This is a genomic window from Nannocystis pusilla (assembly GCF_020073745.1).
GTDB lineage: Bacteria > Myxococcota_A > Polyangia > Nannocystales > Nannocystaceae > Nannocystis > Nannocystis radixulma.
The window spans coordinates 188,236-210,444 of record NZ_JAIRAU010000005.1 but is presented as its reverse complement, the minus strand read 5'-3'; the positions used below and the strand labels follow the sequence as shown (position 1 = coordinate 210,444).

Genomic DNA, 22,209 nt, shown 5'->3' with positions numbered 1-22,209 from the left:
GCCTATGCGACGCCTTGCAAACTCCGCCGCAAGCAGGGCCCGGCCGTACTGGGCTTCCCGCAGGCGCCGAGCGCTTCGCCGGCTTTCCAACGGAGGTTTACTGGCCCACAACGAGGCCCAGACCCGCATGAGCACGCGGATGAAAAAATTCCACATCGTTCGTCCCGTTCGACCGCTTCGCCGCAGCGGTCTCAAGGCCGCGAGTCATTGCGAGTTTTCGAGGGATAGGATGGAAAGTCAAACCCCAAAGCTCGCGCGGCGCTCCCGCCAGCGGTGAACTGCATGAAATCAGCTCCCTATTCACAGAATACTGGAAACCGCGCATCCTCACGACGCGAATTATCGGCTCCCTCTCGAGGGCTGGTCCCGCAGGCCGCGAAGGCCGCCCGGTCTTCTTGCGACGCTGCTGAGTTCTTGACCATGGCCTCGTCCTCGCCCGATCGCGCCGATGCCCCTCTGCGAGCGGACTCGAGGCGTCGTCGCGGCGCCTCCGGGTCGGCGCGCCGACCAGGCGTGCCTCAAGGCTCCGGGTCGGCGTGAGCCTGCCGAGGGTCAGCGCAAATTGAGCCACGGACAGGCCGGTGCCCGTGGCGAGCGCCGTCAGCACCGAGAGCAACAGGATCGCTATGAGATCTTCGTCTTCACTCATGGGACATGACGAGATGACCGCATTCCGGCCCTGAGCGCTGGACCGCGACGACGAGCTCGGCGAGCGCGTGCTCGCATTCTGCGAGCAGGAGGCGGGGATCGGGGATGGTGTCGGGGCAACCGACCGCGGCGAGATGCACCGTGTCGCGGTAGCTCCAAACCGTCAGATTGAGTCCGATCTGTTCGAGCAGCGGCCCGCCGAGGTAGACGCTGTCGAGCGCGGAGCCGACGAGGTATTGTGTCTCCCTCGCCCCGCGCACCTTCGAGATCACGAGGTTGACCGGCGGTCGCGGCAGGCGGGGCAGCACCTGGTTCATGAATAGCTGTGCATCGACACCGACGGCGACTCCATGTAAAGGAAGCTCGCGTCGAGTCCGGTCATTCGCTGCATCGGACGCGTCCGCGGCGAAGTGTGGCCGCGAATCCTGCGCGCGCCAGCGGGCGGCCATGTCGCACGGTTGCTCGCCGTCAAGCAGCGGCGCGAGGTGCGACGCGTCGTAACGTGCGTCCCAGCGCCTGGCGCCCCACTCTGTTCAAACCTTCAGCCGACGCAGCCGGAGCGCGTTGACGATCACCGAGGCCGAGCTCAGCAACATGACCGCGAGCACGACGCCGGGGTCGAGCGAGCGTCCGAACGCCGGGTGAAGAATGCCTGCGGCGATCGGGACGGCCGCGGCGTTGTAGACCGACGCGAGGATCAGGTTCTGTTTGACGTTGCCGACGGCTGCCCGACTGAGCCGACGCGCACGCACGACGCTGCGGAGGTCGCCCTTGACCAGCGTGATGTCCGCGCTGTCCCTCGCCAGGTCCGCACCTGTGCCCATTGCGACGCCGACCTGCGCGCGTGCCAGCGCAGGCGCGTCGTCGATGCCGTCGCCGGCCATGGCGACGCGCCGACCTTGCGCCTGCAGTCGGGCGACTGCGCCTGCCTTTTGATCCGGTTCCACTCCGGCCATGACTTCATCGATGCCGAGCTCGCGCGCCAGCACGTCGGCGGTCGTCCAATCGTCGCCGGTGATCATCACCACGCGGAGACCCTCGGCGCGCAGCTCCGCCATCGCCTCCGGGGTGCTCGCCTTGATCGGATCGCTGACATCGACGAGGCCGACGATCGCCCCGTCGGCTGCGACGAGCATGACGGTGTGTCCCTCGCCGCGGAGCGTATGGGCGTGCTCGACGTTCGATCCAAGCGCGACGCCGAGGCGGCGCATCAGCGCCAGGTTGCCGACCGCGACGCGACGTCCGTCGACGACGCCTGTGACGCCCTCGCCCGGTATGGCCGTGAGCTGCTCCGCGGCGGCGAGCTCGAGCCGGCGGGATGCTGCCCCCTCGACGATCGCCGCCGCCCCCGGGTGCTCGCTGCCGCGCTCGAGGCTCGCCGCGAGCCGCAGGATCCCTGCCTCGTCCATCTCCGCCGTGGCGACGATCGCGGCGAGCTTCGGCCTCCCCTCGGTCAGCGTGCCCGTCTTGTCGACGACGAGGGTGTCGACGCGCCGCATCATCTCCATCGCCTCGGCGTTCTTGAACAGCACGCCGGCGGTCGCTGCGCGTCCGGTCGCGACCATGATCGACATCGGCGTCGCCAGTCCCAGCGCGCACGGACAGGCGACGATCAGCACCGAAGCCGCATGGATCAGGGCGTAGGTCATTCGTGGCTCCGGACCCCACGCGCCCCACACGAGGAAAGTCAGGCCCGCCAGGCCCGCCAGGACCGGCACGAGGTATGCGGCGACGACGTCGGCGAGCCGCTGGATGGGCGCGCGAGTTCGCCGGCCCTCGGCGACCATCGCCACGATGCGCGCGAGCAACACGTCCGCGCCCACTCGCTCCGCGCGAACGAGGAGCGGGCCGCCGCCGTTGCGAGTGGAGCCGATGACGAAGTCTCCCGCGTGCTTTTCGGCCGCAATCGGGTCACCGCTCACCATCGATTCGTCGACGAAGCTGTGCCCCTCGAGCACGATGCCGTCGACCGGGACCTTGTCGCCGGGTCTGACCCGCAGACGATCGCCGACGCGGACCACCTCGAGCGGGACCTCCTCCTCGCGGCCGTCCTGGGCGAGCCGGCGGGCCGATTGCGCCGCCACGTCGAGCATCCTGCGGACCGCAGCCCCGGGCCGGTGGCGGGCGAGCAGCTCCAACACCCGTCCCAGGAGCCCGAGCGTGACAAAGACAGACGCGGCCGCGAAGTGCACGGCGACCTGCCCGTCCTGGTCCCGGAACGCGGATGGAAAGATCTGCGGCACGAACGCTGCGACCAGGCTGTAGCCATAGGCCACCGCTGCGCCGAGCCCCGCCAGGGTGGAGACATCGAGGCGGCGGCGGCGCCACGCCAGCGCCGTCCTGGCATAGAACGGCCACGCCGCCCACGTGCACACCGGCGACGCCAGCACGACCTGGACAAGCACCGGGGTGCCGGGCCACTGAAGCGCCGCACGCGTCGAAGAGAGGTCATGAACCGCGAGGAGGAGGAGCGGGATCGTCAGCAGCGCGGCGACCCACAATCGTCGCTTCGTCGCCCGCAGATCGCCACTCTCTTCGATCCCCGGGCGAGGAACCCCACGCGGCTCGAGCGCCGTGCCGCAGAGGAAACAGATGCCGGGCTCGCTTCGGAGCATGTGCGAATGCACCGGGCACACCCATTCGAGGCGACTCAGGGCGGCCGAGGACCCGACTGGCTCGAGCGGCACGCCGCACTTGGGGCAGGTCCCCCGGGCCGGCTGGCGCACCTCCGCATGGCTGGTGCAGGTGTATGTTCCTGGGATCGGGTCCCGACCCGCAGAGGGCGCTCGGGGCGCCGGATTTCCTGGCACGCGTGCCATGAGGTTCTTGTGGGCGGCAAGGCAGCCGACCGCAAGCTCGGCGGTGGCATCGCGTCGAGTACTCGGCGCTCGGCATGATCGTCAGATACATCGTCGTCCGCAGGGCGAGAGCCCGGCAGCGCGTGGCGCCGTCGTGAGCCTCGCGCGGTCGGGCCCGGCGCGGCGGGCCCGCGGAGGGGCGCCACGCTTTCTGCCGATGTCAGCCGGGCGCATGCACGAGCGGCGAGGCATGGATGATTCGCGCGAGCGCTTCGGGGTCGACCGGCTTGATCAAATGCAGATCGAAGCCGGCCTTCTTGACATTCTCCGTGTCCGATGCGAGGCCGTGGCCGGTCATGGCGATGATGAGAGCGCCTGCTGTCGACGAGGCCGCGCGGAGGGCCCGGCACACCTGGTAGCCGTCCATGGAGCCGGAGAGGCTGAGGTCGCACAGGACCACGTCGGGTGGATCTGCGAGCGCCGCCTCCACCCCTGCTGCGCCCGAGTCGGCGATCGCGGCGGTATGACCCCACATGTCGAGCAACATGCCGAGGCTCTGGGCGGCGTCCTCGTTGTCCTCGATCACGAGCACGCGCCGCCGATCGTCGGGGCCGCCCGGGAGCTCCGGCGCGTCCGCTTCCGTGTCGGGCGGAGCCGAAGCCACGAGGGGCAAACGGATCGAGACCTCCGTACCACGACCCTGGCCCGCGCTCGTCGCCGTGACCGTGCCCCCGTGCAGCTCGACCAGCGCCTTGACGAGCGACAGGCCGAGGCCGAGGCCGCCCCGCCCTCGTGCGAGGTGAACGTCGGACTGCGCGAAGGGCTCGAAGGCCCTGACCAGGGTCTCGGGGTCCATGCCGACGCCGTTGTCGCTCACCCGCACGACCGCGGTGTCGCCTCGCCGCTCGAGCACGACCGAGATCCGACCGCCGGGGTCGGTGAATTTGAACGCGTTGCCGAGGATATTGCTGATGCATTGCGACAGCCGTACGGCGTCTCCGTTCACCGGGAGAGGCTCGCGGGCGGTGAACTGCACGGAGACACCGGCGCGGGCCGCCTCGGCGCGGTGATCCTCGACGACGGTGCGGACCACGGCGACGAGGTCTTCGCGCCGCTTCTTGAGGAGGATCTTCCCGCTGGAGATCCGGGAGACGTCCAGCAGATCGTCGATCAGCCGGGCCATGTGCGCGGCCTGGCGATCGACCATGTCCACCGCCCGCTGAATCTCGGGGGTGGGGGCCGGCACGGCCCGCCGCAAATAATGAATCGCGTTGCGGATCGGCGCGAGCGGGTTTCGCAGCTCGTGGCCCAGCAGCGCGAGGAACTCGGTCTTCTTCCGGTCCGCCGCGTTGACCTCGTGAAAGCGCTTCTGGCTCTCGCGGAGGGCCTGTCGGTCGCGCGCATGCTCGGTGATGTCGCGCGCGATCCACGAGACCGCGGCCCGGCTGCCCTGGGTGTCAGTGATGGGCGACAGACTCGCCAGCACCCGCACCGGCGAGCCGTCTTTTCGCTGCAAGAACGCCTCGATCGGCGGACTGCGCTCACCGCGGAGGGCCGCGCCAAAGGCCGAGGCGAACGGCGACGATTCGTCGGGAGCGGCGAGGAAGTCGATCGTTCGCCCGACGGCTTCCTTCGCAGTGTGACCGAACATCAGCTCGGCGCCGTGGTTCCAGGTCACGATCGCCGCGCGGTCATCGAGCGCCAGGATGGCGTCGTGGGACGACTCCACAATCGCCGCGAGCCGGCGCGCCGAGTCCCTGGCGGACTTCAGATCGGTGATGTCGACGAATGTGATGACCACCCCGATGACCACGTCGTCGGTCGTGCGGTAGGGCTGGATCCGCTGCAGGTACCAGACATCCGCGTCCAGCAGGTGGACCTCGCGTTGCAACGGGGACTGGGTCTGCAGCACCCGCTCGGCGTCCGCGACGAGGTCCGCGCCGGCGAACTTCGGGACGATGTCGGTGATCTCTCGCCCGACGTCGCTGTCGATCAGCCGAAACAGTTGGCTCGCCTCGGGCGAGAAGCGCTTGATGGTGAGGTCGCCGGCCAGGAACACGGTGGCGATCCGGCTGCTGGTGAACAGGTTTTGCAGGTCGCTGTTGGCCTTGTCGAGCTCCTGGAGCTTGCGGCTCAGCTCGGCGTTGACGGTATGGAGCTCCTCGTTGATCGATTGCAGCTCCTCCTTCGAGGTCTGGAGCTCTTCGTTGGCCGACTGGAGCTCCTCGTTGGACGATTGCAGCTCCTCGTTGGTCGACTTCAGCTCCTCGTTCGCGACCTCGAGCTCCTCGACCGCCGTCTGCAGGTTCTCCCGGGTGCTGCGCAGCTCGGTCTCCAGCGCCACGGCGTGCGCGTCGCCGATCGCGGGGGTGCGGCCATCGGCCTCCGCCTGTTCGGAGCTCAGGGAGGCGCCTGCCTCGTAAAAGATCACGGCGTACAGATCGGAGTCCGCGCCGAGCTCGAGGAGCGGCCGGACGACGATGTCGACCGGCTGAATGCGGCCGTCGACGGGGAGCGAGACACCGCGCTGGATCCGCTCCTGGCGCTTGCTGTTGGCCTCGCGCAGCAGCACGTGCAAGTGCGGCCGGAGCTCCTTGCTGGCCATCTCGAGCACGTTGATCCCCGCCGCGCCCGGCGCGAGCTCGAGGAACTTTCGCGTCTGCCCCGAGACGAACACAATCCGGCCGTCACCGCGGGCGATGACGGCGGGGGGCGCATAGACGGCGAGGATCAGGCGCTCGAGCGTCCGGGTGAGGCTCTGATCCCGGGCCGCCGGCTCATAGCCCTGCGGCGCCTCGGCGATCCGACGACCGGACAGGCCGAGCCCCCCGACCGGAAACCTGACGGAGACCTTCGCCTCCTTCCGCTGGAAGATCCGTTGCTTCGCATCGACGACAGTGAACAGTTCGGGGTGGGCCGTGACGTTCTCGGACGGTCCGAGCAAAAGGAAGCCGCCCGGACGGAGACCGTAGTGGAACAACGGAATGACGGTCCGCTGCAGATCGCTCTCGAGGTAGATCAGCACGTTCCGGCACGAGATCAGGTCGAGCCGTGAAAACGGTGGATCGCTGATGATGCTGTGCGTCGAGAAGACGCACATGTCCCGGATCTCCTTGCGGACCTGCCAGCCCCCGTTCGGTCGGGGAGCGAAGAATCGTTCGAGCCGCTCCGGGGAGACTCGGTCCGCGATCGTCTCCGGGTATCGCCCGGCTCGCGCCATCTCCAGCGCTTCGTCGTCGATGTCGGTGGCGAAGATCTTGGCGCCGAGGGCCGCCGTCTTCGGCGCCTCCGCCAGGAGCATCGCGATCGAGTAGGCTTCCTCGCCGGTGGCGCAACCGGGGACCCACACCCGCACGGGGTCGTCGGTCGGCCTGTCCGCGAGGATCCGCGGCAAAACGTCCCGAGCCAGCGCCTCGAACAGCTCGGGATCGCGGAAGAATTGGGTCACGCTGATCAGCAGGTCCTGAAACAGCCGATCGACCTCCGCGGGCGTGTTCTTCAACAGGTCGACGTAATCTTCCAGCGAGCGCTGCTGGAGCACGTGGATTCGCCGCTGCACCCGTCGTTCCATCGTCGAACGCTTGTAGCGGCTGAAGTCGCGCCCGGTTCTGCGGTGGATGAGCGCGCACAGCTGATTCATCAGCATGTCGTGCTCGCCGGCCCTGGTCGGGTCGTGCGCGCCGTCGGCCGGGCGTGCGCTGGTGTTCTGAATGCGTGCGACGTACTCCATCACCTTGGCGGGCATCGCCTCGACCGGGAGGATCCAGTCGACCTGGCCGGCGTCGATCGCGGTGCGGGGCATCGTGTCGTACTTCGCGGAAGCGAGGTCCTGTGCCATCGCCACCCCGCCGTGCTCCTTGATCGCCCTGAGGCCGAGGCTGCCGTCGCTGCCGGTCCCGGAGAGGATGACGCCGATCGCTCGCTCTCCTCGCTCCTCGGCCAGAGAGCGGAGAAACGTGTCGATGAGGTTGGTGCGGTCGTCTCGCGCTTCGAGTCGAAGCGCGCCGCGCTCGAGGGTGAGGGCCGCGTTCGGAGGGATGACGTACACGTGGTCGGGCTCGACGGGCGCTCCGTCCTCTGCCGCGCTCACCGGCAGCGCCGTCTGCTTGGCGAGCAGTTCGGGCATGAGGCTCGGGAGGTGCGGGGCGAGGTGCGAGACGACGACGAAGGCCACGCCTGGCTCGGGCGGCACGTGGGCGAACAGTTGCTCAAGGGCCTCGAGGCCGCCGGCGGAGGCGCCGATACCGACGACGGGGACGAGAGCCGAGCGTTCCTCCGAACTGCCGAGGCGAATAGAGGTCGGCACGTGCACTTCCTCGAGGGGGTCAGTCGTCTGCGTGCAGCAGAGCAACCCGATCGCATAGCACGCGGATGTCCCCCGACGCAATCGAAAGCGCGGACGCAGGGCTCAGGCCGCTTTCGCGTGCGAGCCCCGTCGACAGGGGCGCAACCGCAACAAAGACGCGAAGGATGGTCGACCCCGCGTCCGTAGGCGGGGCTCGCACGCCCCAGGCGAAAAAAGCTGTGCTCGAGTCGACGAAGACATGGCGTCACTTGCACGCCGCAGACTGTTCCGGTCGCTCAGGACCTTTCCGCGTCGTCACGTTCGCCGACCTGCGCTCGACGAGCGGCTCCTCGCGCGGTCAGCTTGACGAGTTCCACCGTCGCCACCGGGGCCAGCCGAGCACCAGCGCCCAGTCGACGCCCCGGAGCGGGACGGTGTGCAAGACGACTTGCAGCGGCCGCCAGTAGACCGCGGCGAGTTGCAGAGCCACGCAGGTGACGACGGCGGCCACCGCCACGACCTCGCCGCGGGCCTGCAGGGCCTCGACGATGCGCAGCTTGTGCTGCGGTGAGACCCGGGCGAACACGCCGGCCTCGGCGACGATGCGCTGCCAGCCGCCCCCGTCGAGGCGGGCCAACCCGCGGCCGTGGACCGTGCGTCGTGGGGCGGCCGAACCCAGCCACGAACGGGCCCAGCGGCACGGTGAGTTCGTGGGAGCCGACGAACGCGCCGAAGAGCAAGAGCAGGCCGATCCCTGCATGGGCGCGAGGGTCCGCGCGGCACGGCGACACGGTCGTGCCGTCAGGCTGCGCGGCCAGCTCCACGGCGTTTGCTGCGCCGATAGGCTCCCATGCACGCCGCAGATCCCCGGATCATGAGGTGCTCGCGCGGGCCTCGGCGGGCTCTGCGTCCAGGTCTGGAGAAGGCCCGAGCGGCGGATGCGGGACCGCTGCTCGCTCGTGCTGCACGTCGGGGCGGAGCGACGAACGGATGCATCGCTCCGTGCCTCGGCGCTGGACGCATCGGATTGCTTGGTCACACTTGGAGTCGCAGACGCGGTCGTCGACCGTTCCCCGCGCTCGCCGGGGGAGTTACTCCTCGTGCAGAAGGCCCAGCCCAATCCGACAAAGAGTCTCGCGTTCTGGCAGGACGCGCTCGCCTGGCGGGGAGCGATCACGGTGAAGATCTTGCCGAGGATCGCGCTGTTCGGCGCGTACGCGTTCCTCGTCGCGCTCGTCCACCGACGGTACCACTGGGCGGGAGCCGACCCGATTCATCTCGGCTACACCGGCGGATTTCTCGCGCTGCTCCTCACGCTGCGTACCGGCACCGGATACGACCGCTGGTGGGAGGCGCGGAAGCTGTGGGGCGGGATCGTCAACCAGTCGCGCAACCTCGCGATCGGCGCGTTGGCATACGGACCCAAGGATCGCGTCTGGCGCCATCAGTTCATCCGGTGGACCGCGTCCTTCTGTCACGCTGCCCGTCAGAACCTCACGGGCGAGCGCGACGTAGAGGCGCTCGAGCGGCTATTGGGCGATCCCCGGGCCGTCCGCGAGCTGCTCGCCGCCGAACACAAGCCGATCCGCGTCGCCGGCCGGCTCGCCCGGCAGCTGCGCCAGGCTCGAGAGCAGGGCGGCCTCGACGGCTTCGCCATGCTTGCGATCGACCGCGAGCGTGCGGCGCTCATCGACCACGTCGGCAGCTGCGAGCGGATCCTGCGGACCGCGCTCCCGCGCGTTCACAGCATCAAGCTCCGCAGGTTCATCCTCCTCTATTTGCTCGCCTTGCCGCTCGCGCTCGAGATCTCCCAACTTTGGATGAGGCCGCTGCTCACGATGCTGGTCGCGTATCTCCTGTTCGCCATCGACCAGATCGGACACGAGCTCGAGAACCCCTTCGACACCGGACGCGCGAGCCACTTGCCCCTGCGAGCGATCTGCGGCACGATCGAAGCCGATTTGATGACGCTGCTCGCGGACGACGAATGCCCCGAAGCATGATTCCCGCGGGCGAACGGAAGCCGAGCGACCGCCATGCGCGAGCGACGAGCTCGGCCCGGCACAGGACGCGTCGAGCCGAAGCCCCGCGAAGCCGCTGCCTGCACGAGGCACTCCGCCGTCACGGCACCCGGAGGAGCCCGCGATGAAATGGCTGCGTCCCCGCTGGGACCTGGGGCTGCGCAGCCTGCTGCGGCACGAGTGGCCGCCGTTGTTTTCGCGGGAGCACCTCCGCGCCGACCTGGTCGCCGGCGTGACCGTCGCATGCGCTGCGGCGCCACTGTCCCTCGCAATCGCGCTCGCATCCGGCGTCACGCCCCACGCCGGGCTCGTCACCGCGATCGTCGCAGGCGTCATCTGTGCCCTGTTCGGCGGCACGCGCCTCTCCGTCAGCGGTCCGGCCGTGGTGACGGCCGTGCTGACCGCCGCGATCGCCGAGACGCACGGGGTCGGCGGAGTGATGGCCGCCGTGTTCGCCTGCGGCGTCCTGCAACTCGTCACCGGGGTGTTCCGACTCGGACACCTCGTCTGGTTCGTACCCATTCCCGTCGTCGCGGGATTCACCGCGAGCGTTGGCGCGATCATTTTGATCGGGCAATTGCCGCGGGCGCTCGGCCTGCCACCGCCCGACGATTCGCATGTCGTCGACGTCGTGCGCCACATCGGCCGGCACGTCGGCGACACGGAGGTGTCGGCAATCGTGCTGAGCACGACGGCCGCGGCGCTCAGCGTCCTCCTGCCCTGGTGGCTGCCGCGGGTGCCCGCAGCGCTCGTCGCCGTCGTGATCCCGACGCTGCTCGCCACGAGCATGCGCCTCGATGCGCCGACGATCGACGCGCTCCCTCCGTCGCTCCTCGCGCCACAATCGCCCGCGTTCCCGGTCGAGGGCCTGTTGTCGCTGCTCACCGCGTCGCTGGTGATCTACGCCCTGGCGTCGATCGAGACGCTCTTCTCGTCAGCAGCGGCCGACAAGCTGGTCCCCGGCACACATCACGACCCCGACCAGGAGCTCATCGGCCAGGGACTCGGCAACCTCGCCGCCGCGTTCCTCGGCGGACTCCCGATCAGCGGAATCATCGCACAGAGCTCAACGTCCAGGCCGGAGCCAGGACTCGTCGGGCGTCCGTCGTGCATTCCGTCGCCCTGCTCGCGACGGTCCTTGCGCTCGCGCCGGCGATCGGCAGGATCCCTCTCGCCGCGCTCGCGGGGGTGCTCCTCGCCGTCGCGCTGCGGATGCTGAACCCGCGCGAGTTCGTCGGACTGCTGCGGACATCACGGACCGAAGCCGCGATCTATGCCATCGCCTTCGCGGCGATCGTGCTCGGCGGCCTGCTGTTCGGCGTCCAGACGGGCCTCGTGGCGGCGCTCGCGATCGCGGCGTTCCGAATCAGTCAGGTCAAGGCGGAGCTCGAACCCGCCGATCACCCCGATACGACTCGCGTGATACTCCGCGGATCGCTCACGCGCATGTCGTCCTTGTACGTCAAGGCGCTCCGGGCCAAGATCGAGCTGCTTCCCGCCGGCGAGGCCATGATCTTCGAGCTGCGCCAGGTGACGGCGCTGGACGTAGCGGGCGCGGAGCTGCTCGCGCGGTTGTTTGCGGACATCGAGGCGCGCGGGACGCCGATCGCGCTCGTGGGCGTGGCGGAGCCGCACGTCGCGCAGCTCGTCGCGGCCGACCCGAGCGGTCGCGTCGCCGCACGCATCGCCGCCACCGAGATCGACGTGTTGCGGCTGCTCAACCCGGGCCGGGTGACTCGACCGATCGAGCGGCTGATCGCCGGCGTGCGCCGCTTCCAGCAGAGCGCCGGCCGGCGCCGCCTGCTCGTCGAGCGGCTCGCAAAGGCGCAGGACCCACACACCCTGTTCGTCAGTTGCGCCGACAGCCGGGTCGTCCCGACGCTGCTCACCTCGACGGACCCGGGCGAACTGCTCCAAGTCCGCAACCTCGGCAACATCGTGCCGCCGTCCGGCGGCGCCGCGATGCCCGCCGAGGGCGCCGCCGTGGAGTACGCGCTGACGCGCCTTCACATCACCGAGATCGTCGTGTGCGGGCACTCGGGGTGCGGCGCGATGACGGCACTGCTCGCGCGGGATCCTGCGGTGGGTATGCCGTCGGTCGCGGAATGGCTCCGCCCGGCCGCGGCACTGCTCGCCCGGCTGCCCGACGACGCGACGCCGGGCGATGCCGCGATGGCCAACGTCGTGCTCCAGCTCGAGCATCTCCGGACGTACCCTATCGTGCGCGAGCGACTCGTCGCCGGGCAGCTGCGGCTGCACGGCTGGTACTACGACATCGGGGCGGGCGCGCTGTCCGCGTGGGACGACGTCGCGGAGCAGTTCGTGCCGCTCGTCTCGCCTATTCGCTCGTCTGCGTCTGCCCATCGGTGCTGAGCCGACGCTTCACGCGACCGCGGGTGCGGAGGTCATCGAGTTATGGGAGGCGGACTCGCCGAAAAAGATCAGTCCCGGCGGAGCGAAACGTGCCGGACCGGTGAGAGGTCGTGCGCCAGCGGCGGGAGCGCCGGCGGTCGCCGCGGCGCCTCGCCAGCGAGCTCGGGCGATCCGTGCAGCACAGCGTACCCAGGGCCCCCGAGCCCCGGCGCGCCAGCTTCGCCAACCGATCTTGCCAGATTGAGCTTGCGCCGCCAAACGGGCTTGAGGTGGAGAATCATGCCGCGCTCATCACAACCACGCTCGCGCTCACCACTTCCGCTCCGGCAGCGCCGCCAGCTTCGGGCGTCGAGGTCGCTGAGCGGCCGTCACGGCCTGCGACAGCCGCCGCGACCGATCCGAGCCCTTGAGGCCGAGGAGGCGACGGGTGCCGATGAATGAAGCAGAAACGAACCTGGACCGCCGCGAGCAGGCTCGCTGGCTTATCTTGCTGGCGACGGTGGTGGGCGCGCTCTATCTCTGTTGGTTGATGCTCAAGCCCTTCGTCGACGTGCTCCTGTGGGCCGGCGTCTTGATCCTCACCTTCGATCCTGTGCACCGGCGAATCCTCGCGCGCACGAAGCGGCCCAACCTGAGCGCGGCGTTGATGACCCTGTTCGTGGTCGTGGCGATCGGCGTGCCGATAAGTCTCGTGATCTGGGCGATCGTCCGCGAGATCATGCCCGCGGTCGGGATGTTGCAGACGGTGTTCGGCCAGCTCCTCGACCCCGAGTCCGAGCTCACCGGGCCTGCAATGCGGTGGTTGGGACGGCACGTCGACCTCGAGCAGATCCGTCAGCAGATCAGCGAACAGCTGCGAAATCTCGGCTTGGAGCTCGCCAACAGGACGCTCGGCGTCCTCGGCAACGTGCTCGGCCTGTTCGTTCGGGCCTTGTTCGTCGTGTTCGTCATGTTCTATCTGTTTCGCGACGGGAGGATGGTGCGCGACGCATTGGCGAGCGCGATCCCGCTGCACGACCGCCAGAGTCGCGCGATCCTGAGGCGGATCGGCGAAGTCGTCGGAGCTAGCGTCAACGGCGTGCTCGTCATAGCGACCCTTCAGGGCGTCCTCGGCGGCGTGGCTTTCGCTGTGCTGGGCGTGCCCTCGGCCATCATCTGGGGCGTGGCCATGATCTTCTTGTCGCTCATCCCGATAGCCGGCGCGTTCGTGGTCTGGATCCCGGCGGCGATCTACCTCGCCGTGTCCGGCGCCTGGATCAAGGCCGTCCTGCTCGCCCTTTGGGGCATTTTCGTCATCAGCCTGGTCGACAACTTCTTGCGACCTCGGCTCGTCGGCAAGCGGGCCAAGCTGCACGAACTCTTCATTTTCTTCGCGGTGCTGGGCGGCTTGCAGCTCTTCGGGCTCATCGGCCTCGTGCTCGGGCCGGTGGTGCTGGCAATCGCCCTCTCGCTCTTTGAAGCCTTTCGTCACCCCGGAGATGCCCCGGCTTCATCCGCCGAGTTCAGCCGTCCGGCCGACCATCCTTGATGGCCCCGGAGCCGCTGACCAAAGAGCGCCTGCGCCGCCTGCCGCAGGAGCAGACATCCAGGTCGGGCGGGCGTTCGGCGAGGACATCTCGCCTGCCGTCACAAAGAGCATCGAAGGCATCGCCGCCGCTGCCATGATCGGCGCGCTGCGCCGGAGAACCATCTGCTCACGCGGCGATTCATCGATGGCGTGACACACCGGAAGTCCGCAGCGCGGCCGGCAGAACGTGTCGGCGTGCCCGCACGCCGGGCGATCGCAACGCTCCCAGGCGGGCGAGCGGGGCGAGAGTCGCCCGCATGAGTCGGGTGAGCCTCTGGCACAGTCAATCGCGCTGTCGGCGCTGCTGCCATCGTTCTTGCATCTACGTGCTCACGTGTTAGTGACTCGCGTATGAGCCACGACGATGCAATCTCGACCGTGGGGCCGCATCCGGCGCCTGTGGCGCCTGTAATGCGCTGGGGGGCCATATTTGCCGGTACGTTCGTGGCGGCGGGTATGTGGCTCCTTCTTCACGTGCTGGGGATGTCCGTCGGACTCATCGCCATCAACCCCGAGGATATGGGCACCCTACGGGGAGTCGGGATCGGGGCCGGCATCTGGACGTTGATCGCTCCGATCATCGCCCTGTTGGTCGGCGGCTTGGCGACGGGCCGGCTCTCCGGGCCGCTGGACCGCATGACCGGCGCCATCCATGGTGCCATCATTTGGACGCTGACGACCGTCGCGTCGATCAGTCTCCTGTGGACGATGCTGAGCTCGATCGTCGGCGGTGCGTTCGTAGCGGGTGCGACCGTGGCATCGGCGACTGCGAGCGGCGCGATGGGGGCGGTCGGGGCGGCGAACGAGATCACCCCGGAGGTCCTCGGGCTGGCGCCCGACGAACTGCTGGCTCCGGTGAATCAGCGCCTGAAAGCCGACGGCATGCCGCCGATCACGAGCGAACAACTGATGACGGCCACGCGAGAGGCCCTGCGGTCATCGATCCAAGCGGGGCGGATGGATCGCCAGATCGTCGTCGACGCGCTGGCGCGGAGTACTGCGCTGTCGCCCGCCGAGGCGGCCGACATTGCGGGGTCGATCCAGCAGCGTTACGATGAATGGGTCGAAGCCGCAGGCCAGAAGGCGCTCGAGGCTGCCGACGCCGTCGGTAAGGGGCTGCTCGGCTTGACTCTGGCGATGCTGCTCGGCTTGGCGGCGGCAGTCGCAGGCGTCGTGCTGGGCGCCCGACACAACTCGAAGCGCGCAGCGCTGGCGGCCACTTCGTCCTATCGCAGCTCAATGCGCTGAGTCTCGCCTGAATCGCGCGGCTCGACCCGGCAGACCCATCCCCCCGCAAGACCACACGGCATTCAACTGAGAGCGCATTATGCTGTTTCGCTCATGCATCACGCTGATCGTCCGCCACAAGAAGGAGCGCGAAGTAGCGCGCTTGCGGTTCATGCCCGGCGGATTGGCCGTCCAGTTCTGACCAATTCGCCGACCACCTGCCGGGCTTGTCGCTCCGAATTCTCGTTCAAGGAGCCAGCATGCGCATCCTCCTCGTCTACGCAGAGTTCCCCCGGACCTACTGGGGCTTCCAGTACAGCCTCCGCATCGTGGGCAAGCGCGCGTCGCTGCCGCCGCTCGGGCTCGTCACGGTAGCGAGCCATCTGCCGGCGGAGTGGGAGCTCCGGCTCGTCGACATGAACGTCGAGCGGCTGGACGACGAGGCGCTGATGTGGGCGGATGCCGTGCTGGTTGGTGGCATGCTGATCCAGGCGCCGTCGATGCGCGCGGTGGTGGGGCGGGCTCGCGCCCTGGGTCGTCGCACTGTGGTCGGCGGTCCGGCAGCGAGCACGTCCCCGGGCGAGTTCGCCGAGGCCGACGTCGTGTTCGGCGGCGAGGTTGAGGACCGCGAGGCCGAACTGATGGCCCTGATCGCACCCCGGGCAGCGCGGCGGCCGGTCGACGGGGCGAGGCAGATCCTGGTGCCCCTCCGCAAGGACGCGCGTCCGTCCGTCACGTCGTCGCCGGTGCCGCGATTCGACCTCCTCGAGCTTTCGGCCTACTCCGGGATGTGCGTGCAGTACTCGCGCGGGTGCCCGTTCCGCTGCGAGTTCTGCGATATCATCGAGATCTTCGGCCGGGTGCCGCGGACGAAGACGCCCGCCCAGCTCGTGGCCGAGCTCGAGACGCTGCGCAAGCTCGGCTGGACCGGGGCGGTGTTCGTGGTCGACGACAACTTCATCGGCAACATCAAACGGGTCCGCCAGCTCCTCCCCGAGCTGCGCGCGTGGCAGGAGACCCACGGCCACCCGTTCGAGCTGTACACGGAGGCGAGCCTGAACCTCGCCCGCGATGCTGCCCTGGTCAGCGCGATGATCGCGGCCGGCTTCACCTCGGTGTTCCTCGGCATCGAGACGCCGTCGGCCGAGGCGCTGACCGAGACGCAGAAGACCCAGAACCTCCGCGTCGATCTGGTCGCCGCGGTCGAGGCGCTCACCCGCGCCGGCCTCGAGGTCATGGGCGGCTTCATCGTCGGGTTCGACAGCGACGATGCGTCGGCCTTCGAGGTGCAGCGGCAGTTCCTGGCCGACGCACCGATCCCGCTGGCGATGGTCGGCCTGCTCACCGCGCTGCCCGACACCCAACTGTGGCGACGCCTCGAGGCCGAGGGCCGTCTGCGACACGAGTCCGGCGGCGATCAGATGACCCGCCCGAACTTCGTGCCGGTGATGGACGAGGAGGCGCTCCTCGCCGGCTACGCCGACCTCCTGCGCGAGCTCTACTCGGTCGACGGCTACCTGCGCCGCTGCCGGGCGGCGCTGGCGATGCTGCCGGAGCCGGCGGTCCTCTACCACCAGCGCAACTGGATCCCGATCCTCGCCCGCGCGCTCACGACTCTGGGCGTCGCCAGCCCACGCCGCCAGATGTTCTGGTCGCTCGTCGCCGAGGCCCTCCGGCGATCGCCGCGATTCGTGCCGTGGGCGATCGTCAAGGCGATCCAGGGCGAGCACCTGATTCGCTACACCGAGGCGGACCTGCTGCCGCGGATCGAGCGTGCCCTCGCCGAGGTCCGTCAGTCGCGGCCGGACGCCGGCCGCGCGAGGGCGCGACTTTCGCGGACCACGGCGGACGCGGGCGCATGGTGAGCGAGGTCGTCCTGCGCCGGGCGCACGCCAGCGCCGCGATCGGCCCGAGCGCTGCGCTCAACGTCCCGCTGCCGCCGCGCGAGCGGCGGGCCCGCCCAGGGCCCCGAGGTCGCGGCGCAGACGGGCCCGTTCGGCGACGAAGCGGGCGCCGAGCTCCGCGGCCTCGCGGTCGCTGAGGGCGCTGCGCGCGAGCGAGAACATGTTCCGCTCCTCGTCGCGCAGATGCTGCTCGAGCGCCTCGCACAGCGAGACCAGGATGGTGTTCCAGCGCGGATCGTCGCGCGCGATCGGCTCGATCTCCCGCAGCAGCGACTCGAGACGCAGGTGATCCTCGATCCCCCGGAGAGCCCGCTGTTGCAAGCCCTTCGCGTGGATCAGGTAGCTGTAGAAGACTTGCTCCTCGGCCCGCGCGTGGGCGGTGTACTGGCGCAGGAGCCGGTGCAGGTGCTCCTGTGGATCGCCGTCGAGCATCACGGCGCGGAGCTGGACCAGTGTCTGTCGGATCCGCCGATGATCCGCGAGCAGGTGTTCAAAGATCGATACCATGACAGGAGCCTCCAGTTCAGTGCGCCGTCGGGCCACGAGGCACCCGGCTCGGCCGCCCCATCACGAACCCAGGGCGCACCCGGTCCGCGGTGCGTTCTCGCGGCTGCCACGGCCCCCTGGTGCGAAGGAGGGCAAACTTCGCATGGGACTACGAGCATGGGCGCAGTCGCATCGCTCCGGCAAGCGCGACTGCGGCGCCGCAAGAGGCCGGTCGCTAGCCGCCGCTCGCGCGCCGGCGACTTCACCACGACGGCGTGATTCGGTAGAGTCTGCGGGACAACCGATCTCGATAATTGAGGCGACCTGTCGCGGTCGCTGGGACTGTGCGCGGGGGGCGCCCCGAAGATTGATAGCTCCACGGCCGTTGTCGAGGGTGGGGCGCAGAGTGCGAGGACGGCAGCAGGCAGAAGAGGTCGCGGAGGTCGCCGAGGGGCGATGGGGCGGCTGTCGATGCAGCTCCTCGGCATGCTCCTCGCCGACGACGCGCCCATCGAGGACGCACCTGAGGCTCCACGCTCGCCACCAGCCGATCGACATCGCTCCGTTGGGCATCACGCGCCGGGTTTGCGGAACGGGACTTGTGCGCGAGCCACCAGGGTTGCCAGATAGGAAGCATTGCGGTCGCGCTCCTCGATATACTGGCGGGCGCGTGAGAGCACCGTGTCGAGGTCCGGCAGCACATTCGGATCCTCGGTGGGGGACTGGATCGCGCGCAGAACGCTGAGCAGCAGCTCCTCGCTGCGTGCGCGCTCCTGCGCGAGGGACCGGCGGACGTAGAACATGCGGACGAGCAGGCCGCTCACGATCAGCAGCAGAACGCCGAGGCCGAGCGCCAGCCACCCCAGGAGCCCGAGGCCGTCCTGCTTATTCGGGCTGAGGGACATGCCGAGCTCGCTCATGCCGTCGTTGACCCCGAGCACGAGTTGCTTGGCGAGGACGCGGGCGAACAGGCCGGATGCGCCCCCGTGCTCCCCAGCCGTCGCTGCCAGCATTGCGGGCCGCAGGTCCTGCTCAATCACCTTTCGCATGGCGGGGCCGAGGTTATCCTCGACCACTCGCTGTACCGCCGGGCCGAGGTCCTTGGCGACGACCTCGCCGAGCGCTGGCCCGAGGTCGTCTCGCAGACCCTGCGCGGTTGACCGCGTGAAACCGGCGATGGTGCTCCGCGTCAGGTCGTCGATGAATCGCCGCGTGAGCCGCTGGTTCTCCGGATCTAGCGCTCCGGCCACGGCGGCCGAGACGACGCGTTCGGCGCTCTTCATGACCGCCGGCGAGAGGTCCTCGCCGAGCGCCCGCCCGACCGCGGCCGAAATCGCCTGCACGTAGGTATTGCTGGCCTCGCCGATACGACGCACCCGCTCTTCCTCGGTGAGGCTGTCCAGGGCCCCGCCCGCGATCGCTTCGCTGAGATCATGGGCGGCCGCTCGGATGTCCCGGCGCCCGACCTCAACCACTCGCCTGGCGAAGCCGTGTGGGCCACTGACCGGCGGGCCAGCTGCGCGAGCGCGGCTGACCGCTCATCGCTGCAGAGCCAGTCCGAGCTCGGGCTTGCTGGGTGTCGCGGCGGAGCCACGGGCTGGCGTCGATTGCGGCCATGAAAGACGCGGCCGGCTCTTGCGAGGCTGACGCCTCACGTGCGGAGACGCCGCTCGTAGTTCTGGCGCTGGCGCTCTACCTCCTCGACCTCGATGAGCCCGTTCTGTCACACCTGCGCCTCTGCCGCGAACTTCTCGCGCAGTGCGTCGGTACCCCAACCCTCGCCCTTGAGTTTCACGATCTCCGCCACCCTGTCCGCAGCCGAGGCCGCCCACAAGATCCGCACCCCACCGCTTCCGCCCTTCTTCGTCGTCTTGATCCCGACGAACAGCCCGAGCTTTCGCCATTCCCGAATGGTGGGCACGGTGAGGTTGGCCATTTTCGCCAATTCCTCGGTTGTGAGCGGGAAGGACACCGGGCGGACGGTACCGGACGCGTCGACGCTGCCGCAAGGGTTCCGGCTTGAGCCGGGAGATCGAGCCGGCGGCCGCCGGTCGTGAGATGACGCGACAGGCGGGCGTGCTTGGGCTCGCGTGGGGGTTGTCTGCGGCTCGGCGGGCGCTGCGATTTTCGCCCGCGGCACGCCTCCGCAAACTTGGGACATCACTCCCCGGCGCAGGCGGCGTCCGTGGAGTTTTGCGAGCCAGAGGCGCGCCAACTCGCGGGGCCACACGTTCTTGCTCGGCTCACGCCGAAAGCATCCGCGTTCAGCTCGAATCGGTCGGCGACGGGTCCGTTCCCCGTGATGGACGTGAGGCCAGCTCCTCGAAAACTCGGTCACGGTGCCGGCCTGCTCCTCGCGCAACCGCGAACTATTCGGTCTGTGGGCGGGTGCGCGCATCGCGGCAGCGCACGCAAACAGCGGTTGAACAGAGGATGGACCGATGATAGACTGAAGATAGCCGCTCCTGGCCCGGCCATGGTGCGCGTCCGCTCCCCAGCCGGCCGGCCGGCTGGACGGAAGCGCGCTTCCGCTGCAACATCGGACGTCGATGGAAACCCCGACCCTTGAAGCCTCGGGCTCCGCCGCAACCCCTCACGAGGCCGCCGCAGACAGCGAACACCCGCTTGTGGTGCTGTTCGCCGCCTGGATGGCCGGCTCGCAGCAAGCGGGGCGCGCGATGCTTCAGAGTACCGCGGAGCCGTCTGGCGTGTGGGGCCGGCGCGATCACCTGGGCAAGGGCAAGAACCCGCGCCTGGAACCCACGTCGCCGCTGACGGCACGGCTGGCTGTGGTGGTGCGGTGGTTCATGACGCCGCGTGAGAAGCCGATCGACTTGGACGAGGGCCTGGGCCGCTTCGACGGGACGACGCAGCTCGGGATGGAGCACCCGTGGATCCGCGGCGACGTCCGTCGGCTGCATGTGCTCCAGCGCGAGCTACAGCGGAAATGCTTGACCGTCACGCTGGGGAACCTCGCTGCGGGCCCACGCGCGGCTTTCGTCCTTCGCTGGATCCTGGGTCTGTCGGACGACCAGATCGCCGAGGTGTTCGGCACCGTAGAGGCGGTGAAGACCAATGGCGGGCGCGCCCTTCGGGACTTGAGGGACTCGCTCACGCCAATCTGCGAACACATCGACCCCGGCAACGGCTGTCGCTGTCGAAACCGGCTGGCCGGGGCAGTGGAGCGGGGGTTTGTCACCTGGCCCGACCGCGACGACCTCGACGGCGATCGGCCCCTGATCGGGCAAGCACACCAGGACGTCGAGTCCCTTTACCCCAAGCTGCCGCCGCCTCCCTGAGAGGGCCTGGACCTTTCCCGTGACCGCCCTCGCCGACAGCCCGTTCCCCCCGCTCGATCCCGCCGACGCCAGCCCTCCGGTCCGGGAGTTGCGTTTCGGCCTGGTCGAGCCGCTCGACGTGAGCCCTGCGCTCGACGTGGATGACAAGGACGACGGGGAGGTCGTGGCGTCGCTGCCGCTCGGTCCCTTCGCCGAGCGTTACACGCTGCTGCGCACACTCGGCGCCGGGGGAATGGGGGTCGTTCAGCTCGCGTACGACCGCACCGCCCGTCGCAACGTGGCGATCAAGCGGATCCGGCCGAGCTACGCGGACGCGAGCTTCACGGAGCGTTTTCGGAGGGAATACCGCGCCCTCGCTGCGATTGAGCACACCGGCGTCCCGGCGATCTACGACATCGGAGAGACCTCCGCCGGCGAGCCATACTTCACCATGCAGATCATTTCGGGCGAGACGATCCGTGCTCGCTTGAACCGCGAGAAAACCATCCCGCCAGCGCGAGCGCTTGCGCTGGCGATCGACCTCGGGCGCGTGTTGATGGCGGTCCACGCCGCGGGCGTGATCCACCGCGACGTGAAGCCGGACAACGTGATCCTCGAAGGCGAGCGCGTGCGCCTGATCGACTTCGGGGCGGCCCTGCTGACAGCGGATTACTACGAGCAGCCCCACCTCCGCGACGTGACTGCGGTCGGCAAGCGCTGGCGAACCGCACAGGTCGAGTGGATCGGAAACGTGGCCTACATGTGCCCGCAATGGATGAACGAGGGCAAGGTCTCGCCGGCGACGGACGTGTTCTCGGTCTGCGTGGTCCTGTACGAGATGATCACCGGCCGGCCCTTGTATGCCCGGGAGGTGTACCGGCACCGAGAGATCCAAGCCGAGGAGTTTGCGCCCGAGCTCGGGCCGCTGGTGGCCGAGCTTCGGCGCGGGGTCTCGCGGGTGGGCGAGCGTCACCGCAGCATGGCGGAGCTGGTGCGGGCACTCGAGATCGTGCGGTCCCGCCTCGCTGGCCCGGCGCGCCGACCTTCGCTGCCGCTCGTCCTCGCCGCGTCGGCCGCGTCGTTCATCCTCGGCGTCGGAGCAACCGTCACCCTGCTGCGGGCGCCGGCGCCGGTCGAGCCAGCGGCCGCGAGCGCCGGCGTGGAGCCGTCGCTAGCCGTCGCGCCGCCCGCCGTGGAGTCGCCGGGGCCCGAGCCGTCGCCGCCCGCCGTCGAGCCGCGGCGGCTCGAGCCGCCGCCTCCCGCCGTCGAGCCACCGCGGCCCGAGCCGCCGCCCGCCGTCGAGCCGCCGCCGCCCGAGCCGTCGCGGGCCGAGCTGCTGCCCGCCGTCGAGCCGTCGCCCCCCGCGTTGCCGGGATCGACGAGCACGCCGGCCTCGTGGGCGACCCGCATGCGCCGGGCCGAGGCTCGCGCGCGGGCCTGCCTGAAGCGCGCGAGCCTCGATGCAGAACCGCTCTTGACGACTATCGCCGCCGGCGAGCCGGCCAGTGTTCGAGGTGTCGCCTCGGACTCGCCGGAGACGCGGTGCATCCGCGAGGCCCTGGATCACTACGATCTCCAGGTCGTCAAGGGGCAGCGGCAACACACCTTTTTCGCTCGGTAGG

14 protein-coding genes and 1 pseudogene are annotated in these 22,209 nt (G+C 69.3%); 8 read left to right on the top strand and 7 right to left on the bottom strand.

Annotated elements, in window-relative coordinates:
- Nucleotides 1-641: 641 nt before the first annotated feature.
- The 4 genes from K7C98_RS08765 to K7C98_RS08750 form a co-directional block, all read right to left on the bottom strand.
- Nucleotides 642-1,097 (bottom strand): WS/DGAT domain-containing protein, encoded by a 456-nt coding sequence (locus K7C98_RS08765; protein WP_224191126.1) that lies wholly within the window; start codon nt 1,095-1,097, stop codon nt 642-644.
- Nucleotides 1,098-1,181: 84 nt separating this feature from the next.
- A complete protein-coding gene (locus K7C98_RS08760) occupies nt 1,182-3,263 on the bottom strand; it encodes a copper-translocating P-type ATPase (protein ID WP_224191125.1) in 2,082 nt (693 codons plus the stop codon).
- A 403-nt stretch (nt 3,264-3,666) separates the two neighbouring features.
- Nucleotides 3,667-7,752, bottom strand: coding sequence for a chemotaxis protein CheB (locus K7C98_RS08755; protein WP_224191124.1), 4,086 nt, complete (start codon nt 7,750-7,752; stop codon nt 3,667-3,669).
- Between the two features lie 337 nt (nt 7,753-8,089).
- Entirely contained in the window at nt 8,090-8,368 is a 279-nt protein-coding gene (locus K7C98_RS08750) for a cation transporting ATPase C-terminal domain-containing protein (protein WP_224191247.1), read from the bottom strand.
- Nucleotides 8,369-8,831: 463 nt separating this feature from the next.
- Between K7C98_RS08750 and K7C98_RS08745 the strand changes: the two genes are divergently transcribed.
- The 6 genes and pseudogenes from K7C98_RS08745 to K7C98_RS08720 all read left to right on the top strand — a co-directional run bounded on the left by K7C98_RS08745 (nt 8,832) and on the right by K7C98_RS08720 (nt 16,784).
- The gene (locus tag K7C98_RS08745) at nt 8,832-9,734 is read left to right on the top strand and encodes a bestrophin family protein (RefSeq protein WP_224191123.1); all 903 of its coding nucleotides are present in this window, start codon (nt 8,832-8,834) and stop codon (nt 9,732-9,734) included.
- Between the two features lie 142 nt (nt 9,735-9,876).
- Nucleotides 9,877-10,973, top strand: a pseudogene (locus K7C98_RS08740) (SulP family inorganic anion transporter); the annotation flags it as partial.
- Nucleotides 10,965-12,125, top strand: coding sequence for a carbonic anhydrase (locus K7C98_RS08735; protein WP_431312827.1), 1,161 nt, complete (start codon nt 10,965-10,967; stop codon nt 12,123-12,125). The pseudogene K7C98_RS08740 and the gene K7C98_RS08735, both read left to right, overlap by 9 nt.
- Before the next feature lie 433 nt (nt 12,126-12,558).
- On the top strand, nt 12,559-13,653 hold the full coding sequence (locus K7C98_RS08730; RefSeq protein ID WP_224191122.1) for an AI-2E family transporter: 1,095 nt from the start codon (nt 12,559-12,561) through the stop codon (nt 13,651-13,653).
- 390 nt (nt 13,654-14,043) lie between these two features.
- Complete coding sequence (locus K7C98_RS08725; RefSeq protein WP_224191121.1) at nt 14,044-14,940, top strand: hypothetical protein; 897 nt, start codon at nt 14,044-14,046, stop codon at nt 14,938-14,940.
- Between the two features lie 239 nt (nt 14,941-15,179).
- A complete protein-coding gene (locus K7C98_RS08720) occupies nt 15,180-16,784 on the top strand; it encodes a B12-binding domain-containing radical SAM protein (protein ID WP_224191120.1) in 1,605 nt (534 codons plus the stop codon).
- A gap of 57 nt (nt 16,785-16,841) precedes the next feature.
- On the opposite strand, the gene K7C98_RS08715 is transcribed toward K7C98_RS08720, so the two are convergent.
- From K7C98_RS08715 to K7C98_RS08705, 3 genes are all read right to left on the bottom strand, one after another.
- Nucleotides 16,842-17,366 (bottom strand): hemerythrin domain-containing protein, encoded by a 525-nt coding sequence (locus K7C98_RS08715; protein ID WP_224191119.1) that lies wholly within the window; start codon nt 17,364-17,366, stop codon nt 16,842-16,844.
- A gap of 515 nt (nt 17,367-17,881) precedes the next feature.
- Entirely contained in the window at nt 17,882-18,784 is a 903-nt protein-coding gene (locus K7C98_RS08710; protein WP_224191118.1) for a hypothetical protein, read from the bottom strand.
- Nucleotides 18,785-19,032: 248 nt separating this feature from the next.
- Nucleotides 19,033-19,281, bottom strand: coding sequence for a MerR family transcriptional regulator (locus K7C98_RS08705; RefSeq protein WP_224191117.1), 249 nt, complete (start codon nt 19,279-19,281; stop codon nt 19,033-19,035).
- A 577-nt stretch (nt 19,282-19,858) separates the two neighbouring features.
- Between K7C98_RS08705 and K7C98_RS08700 the strand changes: the two genes are divergently transcribed.
- Nucleotides 19,859-20,608, top strand: coding sequence for a hypothetical protein (locus K7C98_RS08700; protein WP_224191116.1), 750 nt, complete (start codon nt 19,859-19,861; stop codon nt 20,606-20,608).
- A gap of 19 nt (nt 20,609-20,627) precedes the next feature.
- On the top strand, nt 20,628-22,208 hold the full coding sequence (locus K7C98_RS08695; protein WP_224191115.1) for a serine/threonine-protein kinase: 1,581 nt from the start codon (nt 20,628-20,630) through the stop codon (nt 22,206-22,208).
- Nucleotide 22,209 lies beyond the last annotated feature (1 nt).